Raw genomic sequence first — 24,921 nt, 5'->3', positions numbered from 1 at the left:
GTTATGAAAATGAATAATTATTCCTTTGTTGAACAAAGAAAAAAGAATGAAGCGATCCTAAAAGATGTTTATTCCACCGAACAAGAACATGATGCTTGTGGTGTAGGATTTGTTGTGGCTCTTGATGGTCAAAAACGCCGAGATGTGGTTGAGGCCGGTTTGGCAGCTTTAAAAGCCCTATGGCATCGTGGCGCTGTTGATGCTGACGGGAAAACAGGAGATGGTGCCGGTATTCATGTTGAAATACCACAGGATTTTTTCTTGCAATCCATTCGTAGTGGTCATCATGCGGTAAAACAGGGGCAGCTGGCTGTAGGAATGATCTTTCTTCCTAAAAATGATTTGGCAAGTCAGGAGCGCTGTCGACAAATTATTGAAACCGAAATTATGGGGTTTGGCTATTCAATTTATGGTTGGCGTCAGGTGCCAATTGATACGAACTGTATCGGTGAAAAAGCGAATGCCACACGTCCTGATATTGAACAGATTCTTGTCATCAATACACATCATCATTCAGAGGATGTTTTTGAACGCAATCTTTATATTATTCGACGGAAAATAGAGAAAAAGGCTGTTGAAAGTCATGTTGATCTTTATATTTGTTCAATGTCCTGCCGTTCGATAATTTATAAGGGCATGTTTTTGGCGGAAAATCTGTCCGATTTTTATCCGGATCTGTTGGATGAACGATTTGTCAGCCGTTTTGTGATTTACCATCAACGTTATTCAACCAATACTTTTCCGACATGGAAACTTGCGCAGCCGTTTAGACGCATTGCCCACAATGGTGAGATAAATACGTTATCAGGTAATATAAACTGGATGAAAAGTCACGAAACAAGACTTTCCCATCCGGATTTGGATGCCTATATGACAGATTTGAAACCGGTCATTCAATTCAATGGATCTGATACCGCGGCGTTGGACAATGTATTTGAGCTATTAACCTTTGCGGGTAGGGATGCCCCTACGGTAAAGGCCTTGATGATTCCACCGGCCCTGGGATTGCTGCAGGATATTACCCAAGATGTGAAAGATATGTACAGCTATTCCAACGCGGTAATGGAACCTTGGGATGGACCTGCCGCTTTATGTGGAACCGATGGTAAATGGATTATTGCCGGATTGGATAGAAACGGGTTACGTCCTTTACGTTATACGATAACAGCTAATGATTTGATGATTTTGGGATCAGAAACAGGAATGGTGCATATTCCTGAAGACCAAATTCTTGAAAAAGGCAGATTAGGACCAGGAGAAACAATAGGTTTTGATATGGATAATTGTCTTTTTTATCGCCCTGAAGATATAACACAGCTTTTAGTTAAACGTCATAATTATAGTGATTGGATTACGAATACGCAGCAAATTACTTCCATAGTAAAAGATCAGGATAATGAGCCTGTCTTATTCGCAGAGGATGAATTACGTAAAAGACAGCTTGCTGTTGGAATGAGTATTGAAGATCTTGAAACAGTATTGCAGCCTATGGTTGAAAATTCTGCGGAAGCGATCGGTTCAATGGGCGATGATACGCCCTTGGCGGTACTTAGTGAGCATTATAGAGGATTATCGCATTATTTCCGTCAACGTTTCAGCCAGGTTACCAATCCACCGATTGATAGTCTACGAGAAACCCAAGTTATGACGTTGAGCACTCGTTTGGGAAATTTGGGTAATATCTTGGATCAGTCTTCCGAACAGTGTCAGTTATTACGTCTAAGCAGTCCGGTTTTGACGAGCAGTGAATTTATAGCATTGAAACAATATTGCGGTAAAACCGGGTGCAGTATTGATTGTAACTATAAGGTTAATGATGGTGAAAAAGGGCTTCGTCAAGCATTGGCAAGAATTTGCAGTGAAGCTGAAGAAGCTGTTCGATGTGGGTGTACACATATATTCCTTAGTGATGACAAGCAAGATAGGGATTATGCCAATATTCCAATGATTTTGGCAACGGCTGCCGTACATACTCATCTTGTTCGTCAATCCCTGAGAACCTTCACTTCTGTTAACGTGCAGGCGGCAGATTGTCTTGATGTGCACTCTATTGCGGTTTTAATCGGGGTTGGAGCTACGACAGTCAATGCTTATCTTGCTCAGGAATGTATAGCGGATCGTCATAAAAAAGGGCTTTTTGGAAATATTACATTAAGACAGGCTGTTCAAAACTATTGTAAAGCCGTAGATAAAGGCTTGTTGAAAATTATGTCCAAGATGGGAATTTCTGTGGTTTCTTCTTATCGAGGTGGATATAATTTTGAAGCGATTGGCCTGTCCCGGGCATTGGTTGCTGAATTTTTTCCGGGAATGTCTTCCAGAATTTCAGGGATAGGTTTATCAGGAATTGCACAAAATATAAAAAAGTCCCATCAATTGGCTTGGGATCCCAATGTGAAATTGTTGCCGATCGGTGGGTTTTACAAATGGCGTCAACAAGGTGAGAAACATGCTTTAAGCAGTTCTGTCATTAAACTGATTCAGCAGGCTGTGGAAAAAGACAGTTGGCCATTGTATCAACAATATGTCCATGAAATTCACAGACAACCTCCAATGGCTCTAAGGGATTTATTCGATTTTCAATCGACAAATAAACCGGTCCCTGTTGAATCGGTTGAGAATATTACAAAATTAAGAAAAAGATTGATTTCCCCCGGAATTTCTCTCGGTGCGTTAAGCCCCGAAGCACATGAAACTCTTGCGATTGCCATGAACCGGATTGGAGCCCGTTCAGATTCCGGGGAGGGAGGAGAAGACGCGGTTCGGTACAAACCCCGTGAAAATGGGGATAATGCATCGTCGGCAATTAAACAGGTTGCATCTGGAAGATTTGGGGTAACCGCTGAGTATTTGAATAATTGTCGTGAAATTGAAATCAAGATTGCCCAAGGTGCAAAACCGGGTGAGGGTGGACAATTACCAGGATTTAAGGTCACGGAATTAATTGGTCGTCTTAGACATGCCGTCCCAGGAGTTACTTTAATTTCTCCGCCTCCTCATCATGATATATATTCGATCGAAGATTTGGCGCAACTTATTTATGACCTCAAACAAATTAATCCAGAGGCAACTGTGGGTGTTAAGCTGGTTGCAGCTTCAGGAATTGGAACAATTGCTGCCGGTGTAGCTAAAGCCAAGGCTGATACAATATTGATTTCAGGTCATAATGGCGGAACGGGTGCCTCTCCATTGACTTCCATTAAATATGGTGGAATTCCTTGGGAAATGGGGTTGGCGGAAGCGCATCAGGTGTTGATGTTAAATGGTTTGCGTGACCGGGTGGTTTTACGTGTTGATGGTGGTATCAAGACTGGTCGGGATGTTGTTATTGCTGCCATGCTAGGAGCGGAGGAATTCGGTATTGGTACACTCAGTCTTATAGCAATGGGTTGTATCATGGTTCGTCAATGTCATTCCAATACCTGCCCCGTTGGGGTTTGTACCCAGGATGAAAAATTGCGTGCAAACTTTGTTCAGGATGGGGCTGAACGTGTGATCAATCTGTTTTCTTTCATTGCTGAAGATGTAAGAAACATTCTCGCCACACTTGGATTTACATCTTTGACAGACATAATCGGGCGAACAGATCTGTTACGTCAGGTTTTACGTGGTGCATCTTATCTGGATGATTTGGATCTGAATCCATTATTGGCACGAGTGGATCCGGGGATGCATGCTGGTTATTGTGTTCGTGAAGGGCGTAATGAGGTGCCTGAAACATTGGATGCACAAATGATTGTTGATGCTCAGCCATTATTCGAACATGGTGAAAAAATGCAATTGCGATATAATGTTTATAATACATATCGAGCAATTGGAACAAAAATTTCATCAATGATAACCCGTCGGTTTGGTATGAAAGGATTGGCGCCGGATCATTTGACCGTTCGTCTTAATGGATCAGCAGGCCAATCGTTGGGTGCGTTTGCAGTTCAGGGCTTGAAGCTTGAGGTTTTTGGGGATTCCAATGATTATGTCGGGAAAGGGTTGTCAGGAGCCACCATTATTGTGCGTCCTGTACCAGAAACAAAACTTGTTTCAAATCATAATGTGATTGTTGGTAATACAGTCTTATATGGTGCAACGGCCGGATATCTGTTTGCGGCCGGAAAGGCAGGTGAGCGTTTTGCGGTTCGCAATTCGGGTGCCACGGCTGTGGTTGAGGGATGCGGTGCCAATGGATGTGAATATATGACTGGGGGAACAGTGATCATTCTGGGTGAAATAGGTCCTAATTTCGGGGCCGGTTTCACAGGTGGAATGGCCTTTGTCTACGATCCCCACCAACAGTTTGAACGTCGTGTCAATGCGTCAACTTTGCGATGGCAGCGTGTGATTGATAAAAAATGGGAAGACAGGGTCAAAAACCTTATTGAAAAGCATATTGAAGAAACAAAAAGCCGATATGCTGCGCATCTTTTACATGAATGGCAGAATACAATAAAACATTTCTGGCATATTGTTCCCACAGAATATGCTCGAGTTATAAATTTTGAATTTAATGAAGATATTTTAAAAGAAACTGCATAATTTAGAACGATATTACATCAAATTATGGATGGGCAATAGGATCAATTTCATAAAAATTTATCCTATTTTCAAAGATTTTATCATTTTATTTTAATGAAAATATGTTAATTATAATGCAGTAAAGCTTTCATAACGGTCTAAGATGAATTCTATATTTTTTTACGAGGAATTTTTTTAGTTATATTGACTTAAGTTGATATCCCATCCGTATTAGGCTTGATATATAAAATAATTCTAATTTTGTTTATAGCGGAGAGACATCAATATGCCAGTTACAGGCCTGGCCACTGTTTTATTAGCGACAGCTATATTATTGGTCATTGTAAGCGCCGTTCAGCCATTGGCAAAACGGCTGGAATTATCTGAAACTGTAATACTGGCTATTGTTGGGGTTGTTCTTGGTGGAACAGCTGATTTGATTTTACACAGCTCCCACATACATGTTTTTGATACAGCCGCTGAAATATTACTTGATTTTCCAATAAACAGCGAAGGTTTTTTGTTAATATTCCTGCCCATATTGGTTTTTCAGGCGGCATTGGCTATTGATGTGCGTCGTTTGGCCCATGAAATCGGCACGGTTCTTTTATTGGCCATTGTTGCGGTCATTGTCTCTACTGCCACTATAGGTCTGGCCTTATATCCCTTTTCGGGTATGCCTCTGACGGTTTGTCTGCTGGTTGGAGCGATCGTTGCAACGACGGATCCCTCTGCTGTTGCAGGCATATTCAGAGAAATTGGGGCGGCAACTCGTCTTACCCGTTTGGTTGAAGGCGAAGCTTTATTGAATGATGCTGCAGCAATTTCCATTTTTTCGACTTTGGTTGCCGCTATTATTGCGCATAAAGAGGTACATTTATTTAGTTCAGCTCTAGCAATTTTTCTTTCTTTTGTCGGGGCATTGATTGCAGGATTTTTTTTTGCACGTTGCGCTTTGTGGATGATTGTAAGTTTGGGTTCAAATACAGGTCGATCTGCGGAAATTACTTTAACGGTTGCCTTACCATATATTTCCTATATTGTCTGTGATGACTTGTTGCATTGTTCCGGTGTTGTGGCAGCGGCAGCGGCAGGATTGACCTTATCCGCTTATGGTCCCTCGACATTTAGACCTCAAACATGGCGATTTTTGAATGAGTTATGGCAACAAATAATATTTTGGGCAGGATCGCTATTATTTGTGTTGGCTTCTATGCTTGTCCCCCGTTTATTGATTGGTATGACAAAATGGGATTTTATTCTTATTTTATTGGCGACAATTGCCGGGTTGCTGGCACGTGCAATGGTTATTTTTGGGATGTTGCCTTTACTTGCAGCTACAAAACTTTCACCTCCAGTGCCGACGCCATTTAAAGCGACAATGGTATGGGGTGGATTAAGAGGTGCCATTACACTGGCCCTTGCATTGGCGGTAACAGAAAATGAATTGATACCAACACCGATTTCCCAGTTTGTAGGTATTGTTGCAACGGGTTTTGTATTGTTTACCTTATTGGTTAACGGAACAACATTAAGGGCGGTGGTAATTTATTTCCGGCTAAATGAACTTGCACCCATTGACCAGGCTGTGCGCCACCAGATTCTAGGAATTGGATTGGGTAATGTTAAGGACAAGGCTCGTCGCGTGGCAAATGAATTTGGATTTTCAAATGTCATTACTAATTATACGCTTGAAGAGATTGACCGTCGTATTAATGAGGAAAGAGAAGCAAATAGTTTTGATACAATGTTGACTGATCGTCAACGTATTTCACTGGCTTTGATTACAATAGCTGCACAAGAGCGGTCAATTTTACTGGATCTTTTCCGTATGCAGGGTTTGCCACGAAGAGTGATGGAAACTCTTTTGCGTTCAGCGGAAGCTACGTTGGATGGTGCATGGACCGAGGGAAGGTATGGATACGTAAAAGCGATGCAGAAAAGATTGCATCCTCCTTTTCGATTTCGTGTTGCGCAATATATACATCGAAAATTGCATATCGATCGTCCCTTGATGTACTGCATGATGGAACGGTTTGAAATATTGCTGGTATCCCGATTTGTATCGATTTCCTTAACACGTTTTATGAAAAGGCGTATAGAGCCGACATTGGGTGTGCGAATTGCCGAAATTGTTTCAGAAGTTCTGGATAGGCAAAATCGTATGTTGGATGATGCGCTGGAAATTATGCGCATTCATTACCAGGGATATATTGAAGCTCTTGAATCAAGGTTTTTGAAATTGGTCACTCTCAGATTAGAAAGTGATGAATATAACAGTCTTTGGGCTGAGTCTTTGGTTAGTGATGAGCTTTATTCCGAATTGGAAAAAAATGTTGAAAAGCGTTTTGAACGTTATAATCGCCGCCTAAAATTCAATCTCAAAAGTGGATTGGAAGAGCGCGTGAAGGAATTGCCATGTTTACGTGGTGTGCCACAGGCTGTTTTATATGATATAAGTATGTCTATGTCGGTCTATTTTGTATTTCCGAGTGAAAAAATCCTTCATCGTAAACAAAAGGTTAAAAATGTCTATTTTGTCAGTAGCGGATTATTTGAAACACATTCTGCAAGTAAAAGTCTAACATATGGGATTGGTGATATTCTTGGTGCATCAGAACTTGTTGCGGGTAAAAGAATTTATGCAAATTATCGTGCATTGAGGTTTGGATATTTATTGGTGATGCCAGCCGATGTATTTAAACGGTTAATTCAAGATTATCCGATTGTGGCCTATAATCTTTCAAAAATTGACGAGGCAAAAGATCGCCCCAATTCCCAGGATGACGATTTCATGATGTTGGGATATACACGACGTATAGCCAATAAGGAAAAACAGTTGATGTTGGGGTATGAGTCCAAGGAAATCAATAATTTAAAAAATGAGGGTAACATTGAAAATAATGATAAACAAAATAAAAACTGATAATTTATTCTTTTTGAATTAAAAATAGAACAGCAATCAGAACCAGATATGATTTCCATCACAGTTAATAAAAAGAAAATAGAACTGGATGTTCCATTAGATATGCCATTACTTTGGGTTTTGCGGGATATTGTTGGATTAACGGGTACGAAATATGGATGTGGTATTGGTTTATGCGGATCATGCACCGTTCATCTAGATGGTAAAGCTGTAAGATCTTGCTCCATTCCTGTTGGTGATATCGGGAATAGGGAGATAGTTACTATCGAGGGGGTTGGGGAAGACTCAATATTTCAAAAATTATTGGCGGCTTGGAAAGAGACGGAACCAACGCAGTGTGGTTATTGTCAACCTGGTCAGATCATGACGGCTTTAGCCTTGTTAAAAGAAAATGATAAACCTGATAAAAACGAGATTATAGAAGCTATGACAGGTCATATCTGTCGATGTGGAACATATCAACGTATTTATAAAGCTATTCAAATTGCTGCAGGTATAATGGATGAAGCATAAAAAAATTTCCCGTCGTGTTTTTTTGGGAAAAACGGGTGCTTTGCTTTTTGGGTTCATGTTACCGGTAGGGGGCAATGCACAAAATGATCAGTTAGAGAAAGATTCAGATTTTTCCGAGCGAAAAAACAAAAAACAACAATATTTAAATGCTTTCATAAAAATAAAAGCAAATAACGAAATCACTTTTTTCATACCCGATATTGAAATAGGGCAAGGGATTTTAACGGCTGCCTCAATGATTTTGGCCGAGGAATTGGATGTTGATTTAAAATCGGTTTCAATTGAAACCAAAATGATTGAAAATGAACAAATAAAAAATATGAAACCAAATGAGGATTTAAATCTGACCTATGGTTCATGTTCTGTTGCGAAAGATTGGTTCCCTCTCAGACAGGGTGCGGCCGAATTACGAATGATGCTTTTACAAACAGCAGCTGCGGAATTGAATATAGATAAAGGACGATGTCATACTGAAAATGGATATGTTGTTTGCCCTGATAATCAAACATTCTCGTACGGAATGTTAATTTCAAAAATTATGACACTTGATATTCCAGAATCTGTTCAATTTAAAAATAGATTAGATTATAAAATTATTGGCAAACCACAACCAAGGATTGATACGAATAAAAAAATTAAAGGTCAGTCTGTTTATGGTATGGATATTAAACTTTCCGGGATGAAAACGGGTTATATTATCAGCTCCCCGATCGAAGGGGATCAAATCCATCAAATCGATGATAGACAGGCCAAAAATGTTCCTGGAATCCAGGATATTTTAAAAAATGAAAAATCAATATGTATTATTGCTGATAATTTTTGGCATGCCCTGAAAGCGGCTGAATGTCTCGTGGTAAAATGGCAGGGTGATGAAAATATTCAACTGAATACATCAATGATTTATGAGAATTTAAAAAAGGGTATATCAAAACCTTCCACTATGCTTTTTCATAATAAAAATGCTTCAGTATCAGTTGAAATGGAAAATGAAAAAAAACTGTTTCAATGGGATTTTTTTCAGCCTATGCTTTTGCATGCGGCATTGGAACCTATAAATTGCACAATATATTTTCACGACAATCAATGTGAGTTATGGATAGGTTCCCAAGCTCCATCAATGTTAAAGGGGCATATTGCTGAAAAATTTCATCTTTGTAAAGAAAATGTAATTCTTCATTATAATGAAATTGGCGGTAGCTTTGGTCGTAGATTGGATCAAAAATACATTCTTGATGCAGCTGAATTCGCACGACAGGTGTCATATCCGGTAAATTTTATATGGTCAAGGGAAGCCGACTTTCAAAATGATGCGTTACGTCCTCCATATTATGACCAGTTAAAGATAGGCGTAAATAACAAATTGGCGATTACCTCTGTTCATCATAAAATGATGACTTTTATTGACGATACAGACAAGAGGAATCCATCCAGTCCGAATTACCTTTTGGGGTTGGATACAATGCCTTATCATATTCATGACTATAAGTTTGAATATTCTGTATGTGACGCTCCGAAATTGAATTTCGGATCTGGACAGGGTAGAGAGGCAACTCGTAATGTTTTTGTATTGGAAAACATGATTAACAATCTGGCATTATATACGCGTATGGATCCGATTAAATACCGTAAAACTTTGGGTCTTGATGATCGTGCAAAAGCAGTTGTTGATTTGTTATTGCAAAATGTCGAATGGAATAAATTTCAATCTGGAGGCATTCGGCAAGGTTTCGCCATGGCACATGTATTTGGCAGTTATGTCGCTCTAATTATAGAAGCTGAAATTACAACCAGTTCAGTCATTCTTATACATCGTGCTGATGTGGCGGTTGATTGTGGTTTTATTGTAAATCCAGAACAAGTTTGTGCGCAAATTGAGGGTTCAGTTGTTTTTGGATTAAGTGACGCCTTGTATGGTGAAGTGCAAATAGAAAACGGACAAATTAAACAGCGGAATTATAATCAATATCGAGTATTGAGAATGAATGATATGCCTAATGTCAAGGTTCATATGGTTAACAGTAATGAATCTCCATCAGGAGTAGGTGAATTGGGAACAATAGTGGCAGCACCAGCACTGGGCCATGCCTTGGGATTGATTCAGGGTAAATTTTTTCATTCATTGCCTTTGGCGAAGCAGGTATTTCAGCATAAATAAGAATTTTCATGATTAAATTCATCAATTCCTTAATTTTTTTTATGAAAAATTATCGTTTATTCATAATTTTATGTATCAATTTTTCCAGCTCATCATTTGGCATATTGATCGGTCAGGCAGCTGATATGAAGAAGGACCAAATGGATAAAGGAGAGTATCTTTTTCACGCATCAGGTTGTGAAAGTTGTCATACAGCTGATCATGGACCAAGACTGGCAGGGGGAAAACCTTTTTATATATCCAAACAGGGAGCTGTTTATTCTTCAAATATTACCTCAGATGTGAAAACAGGAATTCAGCGTTATACAGATGATGAATTTATAAGTGCATTACAAAAAGGAATTGGTCATAAAGGAAAATATTTGTATCCCATAATGCCCTATACTGCCTATCGTGCCATGAGTCGTGATGAAATATTGGCAATCAGACGTTATCTTGAAAAACAACCTGCCATTGAAAATAAAGTTCCTGATAAAGAAATGGCTTTTCCCTACAATATGCGATGGGCCATTCGTTTTTGGCAGATCATAAATTATACGGGCAAGCATTTCGAGTATAACAATCAAAAATCACAATCATGGAACCGGGGAAAATTTTTGACTGAAGGACCAGGTCATTGTTCATATTGTCATACTCCTGAAAATTGGTCCAATGGTCGCTTTGTTATAAAAGATTATGCAGGGGGCGGTCATAGGGGATGGACAGCATATAATATCACCGCTGATGAGGATACGGGAATTGGTTCATGGAGTGACACTGATTTGGAAAAATATTTATCCCGGGGATATGTTTCAGGTCATGGAGCTGCATCCGGTCCCATGGCAGATGTTATAAATACGCAACTATCTTATTTAACACCCCAAGACATTCATGCAATTGTAATTTATCTACGTTCTTTACGTCCCGTGGAAAAGCAACAAGGGTCAGCCAAAATATCTGTTGAAGAATTGGAGGTTACTGAACAAAGTCATAGTCATGGAAGCCATCTTTATTCTTCTGTTTGTTCAAATTGCCATCTGGAAAATGGTCAAGGAAGACAAGGGGAATATGAAAGGCTTTGGGGTTCGAGAACAGCAACGATAACGGGTGGAAATAATCTTGTTAAGGTTATTTTAGAAGGATCCACCCTTAAAGATCCTAAGCTGGGTAATTATATGATGCCTTCTTTCAAGGATGTTTTCAATGATCAGGATATTGCAGATATTGCCAATTATGTTATTTCCCATTTCGGGGGAAGAAACGGGCATGTAACCGCTGAACAGGTTAGAAAAGAAAGGGCAATGTTAAATAAAGAATAAATAGTGTAAATTAAAATATTATTTATTTTTATTCATTAATTCTAATATCTCTTTAGCTGCTTCATAAGAGGGTGGTTGATGATGTGGTGCTTTTAAAGCGTTTAGAATTTGAATAAAAGCTTCTTTTTGTTTTTGAGCCATATATTTATTATCTAAAAATTCGATAACCTTCTCACCCAATTTTACGGGATTACAGTTTTCTTGCAAGAGTTCAGGTACAACTTCTTTTTGGGCTAGAAGATTAACCATTGCTACAAAAGGCACCTGAATCATGTGTCTGGCAATCATTGCCGTGATGGGATGGACTCTATAGGTTACGATCATGGGTATATGGGCCAATGCAAGTTCCAAGGTTGTGGTTCCGGATTTTGTCAGGGCAATTTGTGCTGCTGCGTAGGCATTATATTTATCCTTTTTTTCATGAATAACCAGTGGTTTTACAGGCCAGTCTTCAATGATTCTTTCAACATAATGTCTGGCGAGGGGAGAGGTGGGTAACACGGCAATGAGTTCTGGTTTTGTTTGTTTTAATAAAATTAAAGTTTTTTTGAATACGGGCATAAGCTTCGGCAATTCGGACCGACGACTGCCAGGCATTAAAAGTAAAATCGGTTGAAGTGGATCTATATGATGTTCAGAGCGAAAATCATCGGCATTTGCATGATGCATTTCTGTCTCGATAATGGGATTGCCAACAAATTGGGCTTTAATTCCATGTTTTAAAAAAAAATTTTCTTCGAAAGGAAAGAGGCAAAGAAGTTTTTCCCATAGTCCCGGAAATTTTTTTACTCTATTTTCATGCCATGCCCAAACCTGGGGTGCAACATAATGAACTCTGGGAATTGATAAAGATTGGACTTTTTTTAATAATCGTAAAGAAAAACCGGGACTATCAATTGTTACAATGATATCAGGATGAATTGTTTCAATATGTTTGACAGCTTGGTTAAGGCGTTTTGACAAGGTCCATATTTTGGGAAGGACTTCAACCAATCCCATCACGGCAAGATCCTGCATGGGAAAAAGGATTTTCATTCCCTGTTCTTGCATTCTTGGCCCCCCAACACCTAAAAACTGCAGATCGGGGTTAAAATGACGCAAAGCTTTAATTAGTTTTGCTCCCAATTCATCACCACTGGTTTCACCAGCCAAGATCCATATTATTGGTGGATTTTCTGATTTGTTCATTATTTATGTTTATTTTGATATAATTTTTCAGGATTAATCAGGGGACGGCTTATTTCCTTGATCGATTCGTTTTGCCATGCATTATAGAAGCAACTTTTACGCCCGGTATGGCATGCCACGCCTTTCTGATCGACAAAAAGCAGCAGTGTGTCGCCATCGCAATCAAAAAGGAAATTCACCAATTTTTGTGTCTGACCTGAAGTCTCACCTTTATGCCATAATTTTTTACGGCTGCGAGAATAATAACAGACCTGACCAGTGGAAATAGTTTTAATAATTGCTTTCTGATTCATCCATGCCATCATTAAAACTTCCTTACTATCATATTGTTGGGCAATAGCTGGAACCAGACCATCCTGATTGAATTTTATCTTGGCCAATAATTCATTGAAATTGTGCATTATAATTTTTTTTCGTTGTTAAAACCATATTGTTAGAATACAGTTTGTTCATTGAGAATATCCATCTTAATTATCATTTAATTAATTAAATAATAAATAGCTTAGAACTAAACTGTTTTAAATCGCCAACTTATATATTATTTAATTTGGATTGAAAGAATAAGGGTTTGCATGACGGTATCTTCAATCAGGAAAATTCTGTTTATCACATCTACCCGATTGGGAGACGCCGTAATTTCAACGGGAATACTTGACTATTTGTTACAAACCTATCCACAAGCAAAGTTTACAATTGCTTGCGGACCAGTGGCAGCTGGTCTTTTCGATGCAATGCCAAGGCGTGACAAGACATTGGTTATGAATAAATACCGCTTTGATTTTCATTGGTTATTATTATGGTCACAATGTGTGATGCAATCCTGGGATTTGGTAATTGACCTTCGTGGTTCAGGAATAGGCTATTTTTTAAGAACAAGAAAAAAATGCATTGTACGTGGTGGAAGGATTAAGGAACATCGCGTCCATTATTTGGCCAGGTCATTATCATTGCCCTATACACCTTTACCAGTAGTATGGATTGATGAAAAAAATAAAAAAACGGCTGCAGAAAAATTGCCTGCCGACCATTATATTGCCTTGGCACCAACCGCAAATTGGATTGGCAAGATTTGGCCAATCGAACGGTTTATTCAAGTGGCAAAAAAACTTTTGGTTTTTAATAAGGATTATGAATTCGTTCTTTTTTATGGGCCAGGAAGTCAAGAGTTTAATCTTGTGGATCCAATGAAAACGAGCAGTTTGCCAGTTATAGATAGTGGTGGTCAAAATACTTTAACAGAAGTTGCCGCTTTATTATCACGTTGTAAAGGTTTTATAGGTAATGATTCAGGTTTGATGCATTTGGCCGCCGCTTGTCAAATTCCAGTACTTGGTTTGTTTGGACCAAGTAAATTGTCAGAATATGAGCCAGCCGGGAACTATGCCCAAGGATTGTCAGCGTCAGGTGGAAATGGAATGGCAAATATGGAAAACTTAACTGTTGATGAAGTTTATAATGCTTTTCAGAATCTTTTGGAAACCTATAATAAACAAGATAGGCAAAATGATTAAAATGTAATTTAGGAATAAGTTTTGTAAATATGAGCAATCCATCAAATTTCCGTATTGCACACATTATGGCGGGAGCGGTTAATGGTGGGGCAGAATTGTTTTTCGAGCGATTATGTATTGCCCAGCATCTTCAAAAATTATCTGTATTACCTATTATACGGAAAAATTCCGATCGTAAACGGAAATTTACCGAGGTTGGTTTATTCTCCCATGAATTACGATTCGGTGGGTTGTTGGATCTTTCAACGAAGTATGAACTAAAAAGAATTCTAAAGGATTTTTCACCAAGAGTAGTGGTGGCTTGGATGAATAGGGCGGCCTCTTTTATGCCAAGGGGTGATTGGATAAACGTGGGACGTTTAGGCGGGTTTTATGATTTAAAATATTACAGGCAATGTGATCATCTGGTTGGTAATACCAAAGGAATTGTAGAATGGATCAAAAACCAAGGATGGCCGGAAAATCGCGTTCATCATGTTCCCAATTTTGCAAGAACATTTCCCGATGCATGTGCAAGACGTCCCTATTATATTCCCAATAACGCACCGTTTTTACTGGCGTTGGGTAGACTGCACGTTAATAAAGGATTTGATATTCTTATAAAGGCGATGCCTAATCTTGCAAATACCCATTTGCTTATAGCAGGGGAAGGCGAAGAGCGTCAGAAGCTTGAAAATTTGGCAAGATTCTTAAAGGTTCAAGATCGTGTCCATATGCCTGGATGGATTGGGGATATATCAGGTATTATCCAGGCTTGCGATATTCTGGTTTGCTCCTCTCGTCATGAACCTTTGGGTAATATAGTTCTAGAAGGTTTTTCCGCGACTAAACCGGTGGTTGCATTGGCTGCGCAAGGACCTGTGGAATTGATAGACAACGGGGAAAATGGTCTCCTAACCCCTCTGGAAGATGAAACAGCCTTATCAAAAGCTATCGCGTCCTTGACAAATGATGCGGCATTATCTCAAAGAATTGCAATTGCAGGACGTCAAAAATTCGAAAGGGAATTTAGTCAGGCGACTGTTTTACAAAAATGGTATGAATTTTTAACGAGAATTGAGAAAATCTGATGTGCGGAATAGCAGGAATTGCCTTGAAAGATGGCCACAGCATTTCTGAACATCAAAAAAAGATCTTATTGGAGGCTTTGCATCACCGGGGTCCTGATGGAAACGGATCATGGGAAAATAGTCATGTTGTTTTGTTGCATTCGCGTCTTTCCATTATTGATATAGAAGGGGGAAAACAACCTCTATCCAATGACAGTCAACAAGTTTTGATTGCAAATGGTGAAATATATAACAGTCCCGAATTACGCCATCTTTTTAAGAATTATATTTTTAAAACGGGAAGCGATTGTGAGGTAATCCTTCCCTTATGGCAGAAATTTCATGCCGATTATGTGAATTCCCTACGTGGCATGTATGGAGTTGCCATGGTTGACATAGATGAAAAAACGCTTGTTTTAAGCCGTGATCCCTTTGGTATAAAACCTTTATACTATGCTAGTGTAGAACAGGGTGTTGTATTTGCTTCTGAAGCGCAAGCAATTATCAAGGCAGGTTTTGTTAGGCATGATGATATAAATCAGTCTGCAGTCGATACATTGTTGCAATTGCAATTCATACCGGGCTATAAAACAATCTATAATAATATTTATCGGATTTTACCTGGTGAAACCCTGATAATCCGAAATGGTGAAATTATTCATCGGCAAACACAGTCTTGTTTTCCAAAAACAAGGTCTATGATTACAGATGAGAAAAAAGCTTTAAATCAGCTTGATAGTCTTTTGGAAGATTCGATTCGTATTCATGAACGTTCTGATGTGCCATTCGGACTTTTTCTATCTAGTGGTGTCGATAGCTCAATTATATTGAAAATGATGCAGCGTCTGGGACGAATTAATCGTCTTCATGCCTGGACAGCCCGTTTTGAGATAAATAATGATTCTGGCTATGTTAAGGATGAAGCATTACAGGCGGCATTATTGGCAAAGGAAATAGGTATTCAACATCATTGCGTCACTATAAATCAGCAGGATGTTTTCAGACATTTACCTAAAATTATTGCATGTATGGATGATCCTGTTGCCGATTATGCAATTATCCCAACATGGTTTCTTGCAAATGAGGCCAGATCCATAGTTAAGGTTATTTTATCTGGTGAGGGTGGTGATGAATTATTTGCAGGTTATGGACGATATCGTAAAGCAGCAAAATCTGTTTGGCTAGGCGGTAAAAGACTTTATCGCAAGGGTATTTTTGAACGAGACAATTTATTCCTTCATTCCGTTTCCAGCGAATGGCAAGATTATTTCAGATTACAATATAAATTGCAGGATAAAAATGATTCACGCCTGAAAAATGCTCAAAAAATTGATATGATTGATTGGTTACCCAATGATCTTCTAATCAAGCTTGATCGTTGTCTCATGGCTCATTCTATTGAGGGAAGAGTCCCATTTCTGGATAAAAAAATTGCAGCATTCGCCTTCAATCTTGAAGATCATTTGAAAATAAGAAATGGCCAAGGGAAATGGATATTACGCAAATGGCTTGAGTGGCAATTTCCACTAGCACAACCTTTTGCCAAAAAATCTGGATTTAGTGTTCCAATTGGTTTGTGGATCGAACAGCACGCCAATGAATTGGCCCAGGCGGTTTTTTGTCAGACAGATATTGGTAACAAAATTTCCTTATCAAATGTGAGATCTTTATTTGAAAAGGCATCTGGACGCAAGGAACGATTTATGGCTTGGAATATTCTATTTTATGCAATATGGCATCAGGTGCATATTGTTGGGAAAAATCCGCTGGGAAATGTTTTAGAAGTTTTAATGGATTGATAAAGGATTTTGCTTGTGCATTACGATCTGATAATTAAAAATGGTAATTGTCTTTTACCATGGGGACAATATGAAACTGGTATTGGTGTAATCAAAGGGCGTATTCAATCCCTGTCTGTTCAATCAAGTGATGCTGCTGAAAAGATTATTGATGCGAAGGGTCTTTATGTTCTTCCAGGTTTGATGGATTGTCATGTGCATTTTCGCGAACCGGGAAATGATATGGTTGAAACAATTGAAACCGGGACAAGAGCGGCAGCGATGGGTGGATTGACCACTGTTTTTGATATGCCCAATACAAATCCTCTCACAGCGGATAAGGAAATGATCATATGGAAACAAGAAAGGGCAAGGGAGACAAGCTGGGTTAATTTTGGATTTTACGTTGGTGCCACAAGGGAAAATACGCAAAACCTATCCAAGCTCGAAACGATGAGAGGGGTGTGTGGTATCAAGGTTTACGCCGGCTCTTCAACCGGTTCCTTAATGGTGGAAGATGATGAAAGTCTTGAAAATATCATGCGGTATGGTCATCGTCGAGTATGTTATCATGCCGAGGATGAATATCGTTTACAGACTAGGAAAAAGTTATTCTGTGAGGGTATGCCTTACGAAAATCATCGTTTGTGGCGTGATGAGGAATGTGCATTTCTTGGAACACGACGTATCATAAAATTAGCTCGTAAAACAGGTCGACCCGCGCATATCTTGCATACAACGACACAGGAAGAACTTGAATGGTTGGTTGATTATAAAGATATCGCAACTGTTGAAGTGCTAGGAAATCATCTAACCCAAATCGCACCGGAATGTTATGAACGGTTAGGAGGTTTGGCGGTGATGAATCCTCCTATCCGTGATAAAAGACACTATGATGCGTGCTGGAGAGGGATTGAGAATGGTGTGGTTGATATCGTTTCCTCGGATCATGCGCCCCATGATCCAGAAGCCAAGGCAAAACCATGGCTATGCTGTCCATCAGGAATGCTGGGTGTACAGACTCTCGTGCCACTTATGTTGAATCATGTAAATGAGGGACGATTATCGCTTGGTCGTTTGGTCGATTTAATGGCATCTAATCCGGCAAGAATATATGGCATGCCTACAAAAGGACGAATTCAGGTCGGTTATGATGCGGATTTCACCCTGGTTGATATGAAAACAAATCGTCGTATCACCAATGACTGGATCGTTTCACCTGCAGGTTGGACCCCTTATGATCAAATGGAAGTGACAGGATGGCCTGTTGCAACAATCGTAAAAGGTAAAATCGTGATGCAGGATAATGAAATTTGTGGGAAACCTGACGGAGATTTGGTAGATTTTCTACCATGAGTCTGCATCATATCTAACTTTATCATCGAAAGGAAATATCCGATGAAAAAATTCATTTTGACCGCTATGATTGGATTTTCTCCAATACCCGGCGTGGCTGCTTTTGCACAGGATTGGACTGCATCCTGTGGCAATGAACCCAAGTCACCAGTGATAAACGTAAGCAATGTTACCAAATACAATGCCAGTGTTGAGCAGTTTAATAATTATAACAAGGCTGTTCATGTGTATTATGCATGTATTTCAAAACAGGCGCATGCAAAACAGGTTGCCATCAGCCAAAAAGCAAAAAATGAAATGGAATCGATCCAAAAAGTTAGCGCTGAAATGAATGCTAGAATTACTGCCAATCTTACTAAAATGCGTGCCATGATTGTCGATGGAAGTAAAAAATTAAAAAATGCAACAGGTGGAAAATAAAAAAACTGCCAAATTCAAGTCATAATAAACGCACAAAGGAGAAACTGTAAGTGTCAGAAGACCTGTTTAAAGAAATAGATGAAGAATTACGGACAGAAAAACTGCATTATTTCATGAGACGTTATGCTAAATTGGCAATAGTTGTTATTATTGCTGTTCTGGCCGTATTTGGTCTTTTACAGTTTAATCATTGGCAAAAGCATAAGAAAATTGTAAATGCATCAAATTCTTATATGCAGGTCATGCAAAAAACAGTACAGTTATCTCCTCAATCCAAAGATGATAAGATGGTTGACCAGATCATTGGTGAATTTAACCATATATCCAATCATTCTCCCCAATCTATACGGGCATTGGCACAATTAAAACAAGCATCATTACTATTGGATCAGGGAAAGCTTAAAGAGGCATCCGCAATTTGGGAAGCTTTAAGATTTGATAAAACTGCATCGCCTGATTTTCGTAATCTGGCTAATTTATTATGGATTGAAAACCATCTTGATAATGTAGATCCAGGTGAATTACATAATCGTATCAGAGAATTGTTGGATCACAAGACTCCCTGGTATGCTTTGGCACGAGAGTGTGAGGCGATTTTGGATCTTAAAACTGGTAAAGTTATAGAGGCGAAACAGGTTTTTGGACGTTTATCTACGGATATGAATGCCAGTCCAGAACTACGGAAAAGGGCAAATGTGATGTTGCAGGTTATTGCAGCGAATAAAAGGGTTTAACGATGCAAGATATTCTACCTATAAAAAAGAAATTTTCACGTCGATCGATTCTTGCGACAACCGCAACTGGAATGGCCTTGGCAGCTTGCGGGCATAAGGATAATAAACCTGTTATTATTGGTAAACGAATAGACGTTTTTAGTACTGGTGCCGGACTGATGGTCGATCATAGTGACAAAACTCCAATCACTATTCCATCACCAGTTATCGACGAGAAATGGATGCTTGAGGGAAGAACGGCTGATCATGCCTCAATTCACAGTGCGGTGGGTGGCGTGCGTAGAATGTGGAGTTGCAGTATCGGATCAGGAAATTCCGAACCAAGCCCTTTATCCTATATTGCGCTGGGATCAAAAGGCCAGGGCATCATCAATACAACTCCGGTTATAGATGGCAATCATTTTTTCACAATGGATGCTGTGGGTAAGGTAACTGCGTTTGATTGGCAATCACGTAAGTTGCTATGGCGGCTAAATCCCAAAAAGAAAAAGTCAAGATCAAGTAATTTGGGAGGTGGTATTGGATTAACCGAGGATGCTTTATATATTGTGGATGGCGTGGCCGAAACTTTGAGGGTGGATCGGGAAACGGGAAAGGTTGTATGGCGTGTGGATGTTGGTACACCTGGTCGTTCCGCACCAACAATCGTAAACCAGTTATTGTTTTTTGGCACCATTGATGGACGGTTATTTTGTTTGGATACAAAAACGGGAAATCAGTTATGGTCCTATAATACAGGCAGTGTTCAAACAAAATTATTTGGTCAGCCAGCACCAGCCTATTCAGAAGGCATTCTTGTCGCAGGCTTTGGATCAGGAGATTTGATTGCGTTGCGGGCAAATACCGGGGAGCAGATTTGGACTGATACGCTGGGTCGAAATGGCCGTAATGCTTTTGTGGATTTTGCGGCAATCAGTGCGCTTCCTGTAATTGCTGATGGTACGGTATATGCTATAAGTATCGGCTCAATCTTGGTGGCACTGGATTTAAGGTCTGGTCGACGTATTTGGGAACGTGAAGTTTCAGGTCAAAATTCAATGGTTGTTATTGGCGATTGGTTATTTGTTCTTTCCCTTGATCAGCAACTGGCTTGTCTTGACCGTGTAACGGGTCGGGTTCGTTGGGTCACTCAACTGAGACGTTTCAAGAATATGGAAAAATATAAAGATCCCATCGCTTGGTATGGTCCTGTATTGGCAGGCGGACAACTTATCTGTATCAGTGATTTTAACGATATTGGACTGGTAACCTTCAGTCCGGCATCAGGTAAAATAACCAATATTGTTAAAACAGGTATAACTCCCGCTCTAGCTCCGGTGGTTGTAAATGAGCGTTTGCTGATCCTGGGGCAAGATGGTAAATTAACTGCTTTTGGTTAGGAAATAAAATACGTGACATTGGCTAAACACAAATTGCCTGTTATTGTGATCGCGGGTCGTCCTAATGTCGGTAAATCGACATTATTCAATCGGCTAGCGGGAAGACGCTTTGCAATTGTAAGCGATCAGCCGGGGGTGACACGAGATCGGAAATCAGTTGACATTCTTCTAAACGATCGCCCCGTTACCTTAATTGATACGGCTGGATGGGAAGAGGATGATCCCGAAACTGTTCATGGTCGTATGCGTATATCCTCCGAACGGGCGGTTGATATGGCAGATGTGATTCTTTTTTGTGTTGATGCCAGAATGGGTATAACACCTGTTGATGAACATTTTGCTCAATGGTTGAGAAAACAGGGGCGTAAAATTCTTTTGGTTGTGAATAAGGCCGAAGGTCATTCCGGAAATGTAGCCGCCTTGGAAATGTATAAATTTGGTTTGGGGGAACCCATTCCTGTTTCTGCAGAGCATGGTGAAGGTATCATGGATCTTGTAGACCGGATTGAGGCGGTGCTTCCAATTGAACAGTTCCAGGATAATTCGGCATTAAATATATCATTGGAAAACTCTGAAGATAAACCATTGAGATTGGCAATTGTGGGACGTCCCAATGCCGGCAAATCAACTTTGATCAATCAATTGATAGGGGAGCAGCGTGTAATTACCGGGCCGGAAGCTGGATTAACGCGGGATTCAATTTCAGTATCCTTTCATGATGAAAAAGGGGAAATTGAATTGGTTGATACCGCCGGATTGAGGAGAAAAGCCAGAATTGATGAGACACTTGAAAAAATGTCTGTCTCTGCCAGTATTGAAGCCCTTAAAATGGCCGAAGTGGTTGTTTTGGTTATTGATGCTGAATTGGGCATTCATGAACAGGATTTACAAATTGCCCGTCTAATTGAAAGAGAAGGACGCTGTTGCGTTATTGCGCTTAATAAGTGGGATATTTTAAAGGATAGGGTGGCTACCCGCCAGACTATAAGAGATAGAATTGAGATGTCGCTTTCACAAATGCATGGCATTCCTATCATTGCTTTTTCAGCTCTTACAGGTCGAGGGGTTCATAAATTAATACCCGCGGTTCGAAAAGCCTATGATATTTGGAACAAACGTATTCCGACAGGGGAATTGAACCGTTGGTTTGAAGAGGCTATTTTGAGGCATGCCCCTCCCATGATTGATGGACGCAGATTAAAATTACGTTACATCACGCAAGCCAAGGCCCGACCACCAACCTTCATATTATTTGGAACTAGAACTTCAAAACTTCCCCTGGATTATCAGAGATATTTGATGAACGGTTTGCGTGAAATTTTTGATATGCCTGGAACGCCAATCCGTTTGCAATTCAGAGATAGCAAGAATCCATATATTCATGAAAAACAATGAAACTCAAAAAACACATTTTTAAAATTATTTTGTAATAAATATAAAAAATCTTCATACTTTTGCCTAAAACTTTGATAAAATTGAACTAAGTGATAAAAGAGTCCAAACCTTTTATTGCTTTTCAATAAAGAAAGGATGGCTTTTTATGTTTAATAAGAAAATGTTAACCTCTTTGGTTGTTGCCGGCGGTCTAAGCCTTGGCAGTATGGTATCCGCAATGGCCCAACCTGTTGGAATGGCACCTCCTCCTCCACCCCCCGGTGGCATATTTGGGCCTGCGGTTGGTCCATTGGGATACATGTTCGAAAATCTTAATCTTAGCGCCGAACAACAGGCAAAAGCCAAGGTAATCGTCGATAGTGCTCGATTAAAGGAAGAAACCACTCGTCAGCAAGTTGAGGCTGTACATAGAGATATGGCAAATGCTTTATTGGCACCTGGTAAAGTAACAAAAGGAAATCTTGATCCATTTGTGGATAAATTGGAAAAACTTCACAGAGAAACTGCTGAAAATCATACCAAGACATTACTTGCCCTTCGTAATATTTTGACGCCAGACCAGTTGGTTCAGTTAAAAGCGCGTATTATCAAGATGAAGGATATTCATGGTCAAATGCAGTTATTGCGTGGACAGATGCGTCAAACAGCAACAAATGGAACCGCAGCACCAATGGTTGCTCCTAACCAAGCTCAATAATAATCAATAATTAGCTGAAGCTTTTTATAAGAAGCATGGTGACAGATAGAATTGAACAACATGCTTCTTATTGAACAATTATTCAATTGACAACCAATTAAAAATCAGGTTAATTCTATTTCTTGGATTAAGAAACGTTACCTCACGAAGGCTCGTGCAGTAACGCGCTATTTATTGTGTAAATGTAAGGAAAAAACGTGTTTAACCGTTTATCTGGTAAACTTTCTGGCGTATTTGACGGACTTTCGAAACGGGGGGCATTGTCTCAGGAAGACGTTAATGAGGCCATGCGTGAGATCCGTTTGGCAATGCTTGATGCCGACGTTGCTTTGCCTGTCGTCAAGGAATTTGTTAAAAAGGTTCAGGAAAAATCTGTTGGTCAGGAAGTCTTGCACAATATTTCACCTGGTCAGGCAATTGCCAAAATTGTAAATGATGCATTGATTGATGCATTGGGTGGATCAGGTGCTGTACCTCTTGCATTGAATGCTGCGCCACCTGTTCCTTATTTGATGGTGGGTTTGCAAGGATCTGGTAAAACCACGACTTCGGCAAAGATTGCATATTTCCTAAATCGTCGTGAACGCAAGAAAATATTGCTTGCCAGTTTGGATACCTATCGTCCTGCCGCCCAATTGCAATTGCAGCAATTGGCCAATCAGATACGCGTAACCGCATTACCCATTATCGAGGGACAAAATCCATTGCAAATTGCCAAACGGGCCATGGAGATCGGTCGTTTAGAGGGATATGATATTGTTATCCTGGATACAGCTGGACGTTTGGCGATTGATGATGTTTTGATGCAGGAGGTTCAAAATATCAGAGATGCGGTTCAGCCTGTTGAAACCCTTCTTGTCGTTGATGCTATGACAGGGCAAGATGCGGTTAACACAGCCAAGCGTTTCAATGAGAAAGTTGGGATTACGGGTGTTGTTATGACCCGTATGGATGGGGATGCACGAGGTGGTGCCGCATTATCAATGCGGGCAATTACTGGCGCCCCAATCAAGCTGGTTGGTATGGGTGAAAAGGTTGATGCGTTACAGGAATTCTATCCCGAACGTGTCGCCAGCCGTATTCTGGGATTGGGAGATATAGCGGGGCTGGTTGAAAAAGCTTCTGAAACTCTCGATACAGAGGAAAATGAACGTCTTGCCAAGAAGATGCTCAAGGGAAAATTTGATTTGAATGATTATTCGACTCAAATTTCACAGATAAATAAAATGGGATCAATTTCCAACATTATGGACATGATCCCAGGTATGGGAAAAGTTAAAGAAAAACTTGGCAATAAAGAGATAGACACCTCGATTCTTAAACGTCATCAGGCCATTATTTCATCAATGACTAAGGCCGAACGCAAAAAGCCTGATATTATTAAGGCATCTCGTAAAAAAAGGATTGCGGCAGGATCGGGGACAACAGTTCAGGAAGTCAATCGGTTGTTAAAACAATATGATCAGATGGCTTCCATGATGAAGCGGTTTAACAAGCTGGGCGTTAAAGGTTTAATGCGACAGGGGTTATCTGCTCTTTTACCTAAAGGAATGACGCCTCCACCTGGTGGTGGGATGATGCGTTAGTTTCTTTCATTAATGGCTAGAATCTGGAGAAAAAGAATCAATGAGCCTTAAAATCCGTTTATCCCGTTCAGGGTCAAAAAAACGTCCATACTATCACATAGTTATTGCTGATAGCCGTTCACCTCGGGATGGACGTTTTATTGAAAAAGTGGGTTCTTATAACCCCATGCTTCCTTCCGATCATGCTGAAAGAGTTCGTTTGTTTAATGAACGGATTAGTTATTGGTTGACAAAAGGGGCACAGGCAACCGATCGTGTTGCACGTTTTTTGGCAAATGCTGGTTTGGCGGAAAAATTTGTCTATAACGAACAGCCTCAGAAGTCTGCGCCGAAGAAAAAGGCCCAGGAACGTGCTGAAGCCGCAGCTAAGAAAAAAGAAGAAGCTGAAGCTGAGGCTTAATTGTTGATTATTGAATAAGGTTGCCCC

The 24,921-nt window shown here is 39.9% G+C and carries 18 protein-coding genes; 16 read left to right on the top strand and 2 right to left on the bottom strand.

Translation table 11 applies throughout. From position 1 onward, the window contains the following. Positions 1-9 precede the first annotated feature (9 nt). From gltB to H3R33_RS04400, 5 genes are all read left to right on the top strand, one after another. Complete coding sequence (gene gltB / locus H3R33_RS04420) at positions 10-4,530, top strand: glutamate synthase large subunit (protein WP_198184902.1); 4,521 nt, start codon at positions 10-12, stop codon at positions 4,528-4,530. 265 nt (positions 4,531-4,795) lie between these two features. Beyond that, positions 4,796-7,435 carry a cation:proton antiporter gene (locus H3R33_RS04415; protein WP_198184903.1) on the top strand — a complete coding sequence of 880 codons (2,640 nt, stop codon included), beginning with the start codon at positions 4,796-4,798 and terminating at the stop codon, positions 7,433-7,435. 48 nt (positions 7,436-7,483) lie between these two features. After that, a complete protein-coding gene (locus H3R33_RS04410; RefSeq protein WP_110438888.1) occupies positions 7,484-7,948 on the top strand; it encodes a (2Fe-2S)-binding protein in 465 nt (154 codons plus the stop codon). Continuing rightward, positions 7,938-10,103 (top strand): xanthine dehydrogenase family protein molybdopterin-binding subunit, encoded by a 2,166-nt coding sequence (locus tag H3R33_RS04405; protein ID WP_198184904.1) that lies wholly within the window; start codon positions 7,938-7,940, stop codon positions 10,101-10,103. Before H3R33_RS04410 ends, H3R33_RS04405 begins: the two co-directional genes overlap by 11 nt. Positions 10,104-10,228: 125 nt before the next feature. After that, the gene (locus tag H3R33_RS04400) at positions 10,229-11,401 is read left to right on the top strand and encodes a cytochrome c (RefSeq protein WP_198184905.1); all 1,173 of its coding nucleotides are present in this window, start codon (positions 10,229-10,231) and stop codon (positions 11,399-11,401) included. 18 nt (positions 11,402-11,419) lie between these two features. Here the strand turns inward: H3R33_RS04400 and lpxB are convergent, their stop codons facing one another. Together lpxB and hisI are read right to left on the bottom strand one after the other, a co-directional pair. Further along, a complete protein-coding gene (gene lpxB / locus H3R33_RS04395; protein WP_198184906.1) occupies positions 11,420-12,589 on the bottom strand; it encodes a lipid-A-disaccharide synthase in 1,170 nt (389 codons plus the stop codon). Beyond that, entirely contained in the window at positions 12,589-12,990 is a 402-nt protein-coding gene (gene hisI / locus H3R33_RS04390) for a phosphoribosyl-AMP cyclohydrolase (RefSeq protein WP_198184907.1), read from the bottom strand. Before hisI ends, lpxB begins: the two co-directional genes overlap by 1 nt. A 171-nt stretch (positions 12,991-13,161) precedes the next feature. Between hisI and H3R33_RS04385 the strand changes: the two genes are divergently transcribed. The 11 genes from H3R33_RS04385 (at position 13,162) to rpsP (ending at position 24,894) form a co-directional block, all read left to right on the top strand. Next, the gene (locus H3R33_RS04385; RefSeq protein ID WP_198184908.1) at positions 13,162-14,100 is read left to right on the top strand and encodes a glycosyltransferase family 9 protein; all 939 of its coding nucleotides are present in this window, start codon (positions 13,162-13,164) and stop codon (positions 14,098-14,100) included. 29 nt (positions 14,101-14,129) lie between these two features. Further along, a complete protein-coding gene (locus H3R33_RS04380) occupies positions 14,130-15,170 on the top strand; it encodes a glycosyltransferase (RefSeq protein WP_198184909.1) in 1,041 nt (346 codons plus the stop codon). Beyond that, the gene (asnB, locus tag H3R33_RS04375; protein ID WP_198184910.1) at positions 15,170-16,948 is read left to right on the top strand and encodes an asparagine synthase (glutamine-hydrolyzing); all 1,779 of its coding nucleotides are present in this window, start codon (positions 15,170-15,172) and stop codon (positions 16,946-16,948) included. Before H3R33_RS04380 ends, asnB begins: the two co-directional genes overlap by 1 nt. Before the next feature lie 15 nt (positions 16,949-16,963). Continuing rightward, on the top strand, positions 16,964-18,283 hold the full coding sequence (locus H3R33_RS04370) for a dihydroorotase (protein WP_198184911.1): 1,320 nt from the start codon (positions 16,964-16,966) through the stop codon (positions 18,281-18,283). A 42-nt stretch (positions 18,284-18,325) separates the two neighbouring features. Further along, a complete protein-coding gene (locus H3R33_RS04365; RefSeq protein ID WP_198184912.1) occupies positions 18,326-18,703 on the top strand; it encodes a hypothetical protein in 378 nt (125 codons plus the stop codon). Between the two features lie 50 nt (positions 18,704-18,753). Next, positions 18,754-19,437, top strand: a complete 684-nt coding sequence (locus H3R33_RS04360; protein ID WP_155568000.1) for a tetratricopeptide repeat protein — start codon at positions 18,754-18,756, stop codon at positions 19,435-19,437. 2 nt (positions 19,438-19,439) lie between these two features. Then, positions 19,440-20,816, top strand: a complete 1,377-nt coding sequence (locus tag H3R33_RS04355) for a PQQ-binding-like beta-propeller repeat protein (RefSeq protein WP_198184913.1) — start codon at positions 19,440-19,442, stop codon at positions 20,814-20,816. A gap of 12 nt (positions 20,817-20,828) precedes the next feature. Beyond that, on the top strand, positions 20,829-22,211 hold the full coding sequence (gene der, locus H3R33_RS04350) for a ribosome biogenesis GTPase Der (RefSeq protein ID WP_198184914.1): 1,383 nt from the start codon (positions 20,829-20,831) through the stop codon (positions 22,209-22,211). A 145-nt stretch (positions 22,212-22,356) separates the two neighbouring features. After that, complete coding sequence (locus tag H3R33_RS04345) at positions 22,357-22,908, top strand: Spy/CpxP family protein refolding chaperone (RefSeq protein ID WP_110438901.1); 552 nt, start codon at positions 22,357-22,359, stop codon at positions 22,906-22,908. A gap of 197 nt (positions 22,909-23,105) precedes the next feature. After that, positions 23,106-24,494 carry a signal recognition particle protein gene (gene ffh / locus H3R33_RS04340; RefSeq protein WP_198184915.1) on the top strand — a complete coding sequence of 463 codons (1,389 nt, stop codon included), beginning with the start codon at positions 23,106-23,108 and terminating at the stop codon, positions 24,492-24,494. 40 nt (positions 24,495-24,534) lie between these two features. Continuing rightward, positions 24,535-24,894 carry a 30S ribosomal protein S16 gene (gene rpsP / locus H3R33_RS04335; protein WP_110438903.1) on the top strand — a complete coding sequence of 120 codons (360 nt, stop codon included), beginning with the start codon at positions 24,535-24,537 and terminating at the stop codon, positions 24,892-24,894. The last annotated feature ends 27 nt before the right edge of the window (positions 24,895-24,921 follow it).

The organism is Commensalibacter sp. B14384M2 (assembly GCF_016101865.1).
In the GTDB taxonomy this organism is placed as follows: Bacteria; Pseudomonadota; Alphaproteobacteria; order Acetobacterales; family Acetobacteraceae; genus Commensalibacter; species Commensalibacter melissae.
This window is presented reverse-complemented; position numbering and strand designations above follow the sequence as displayed.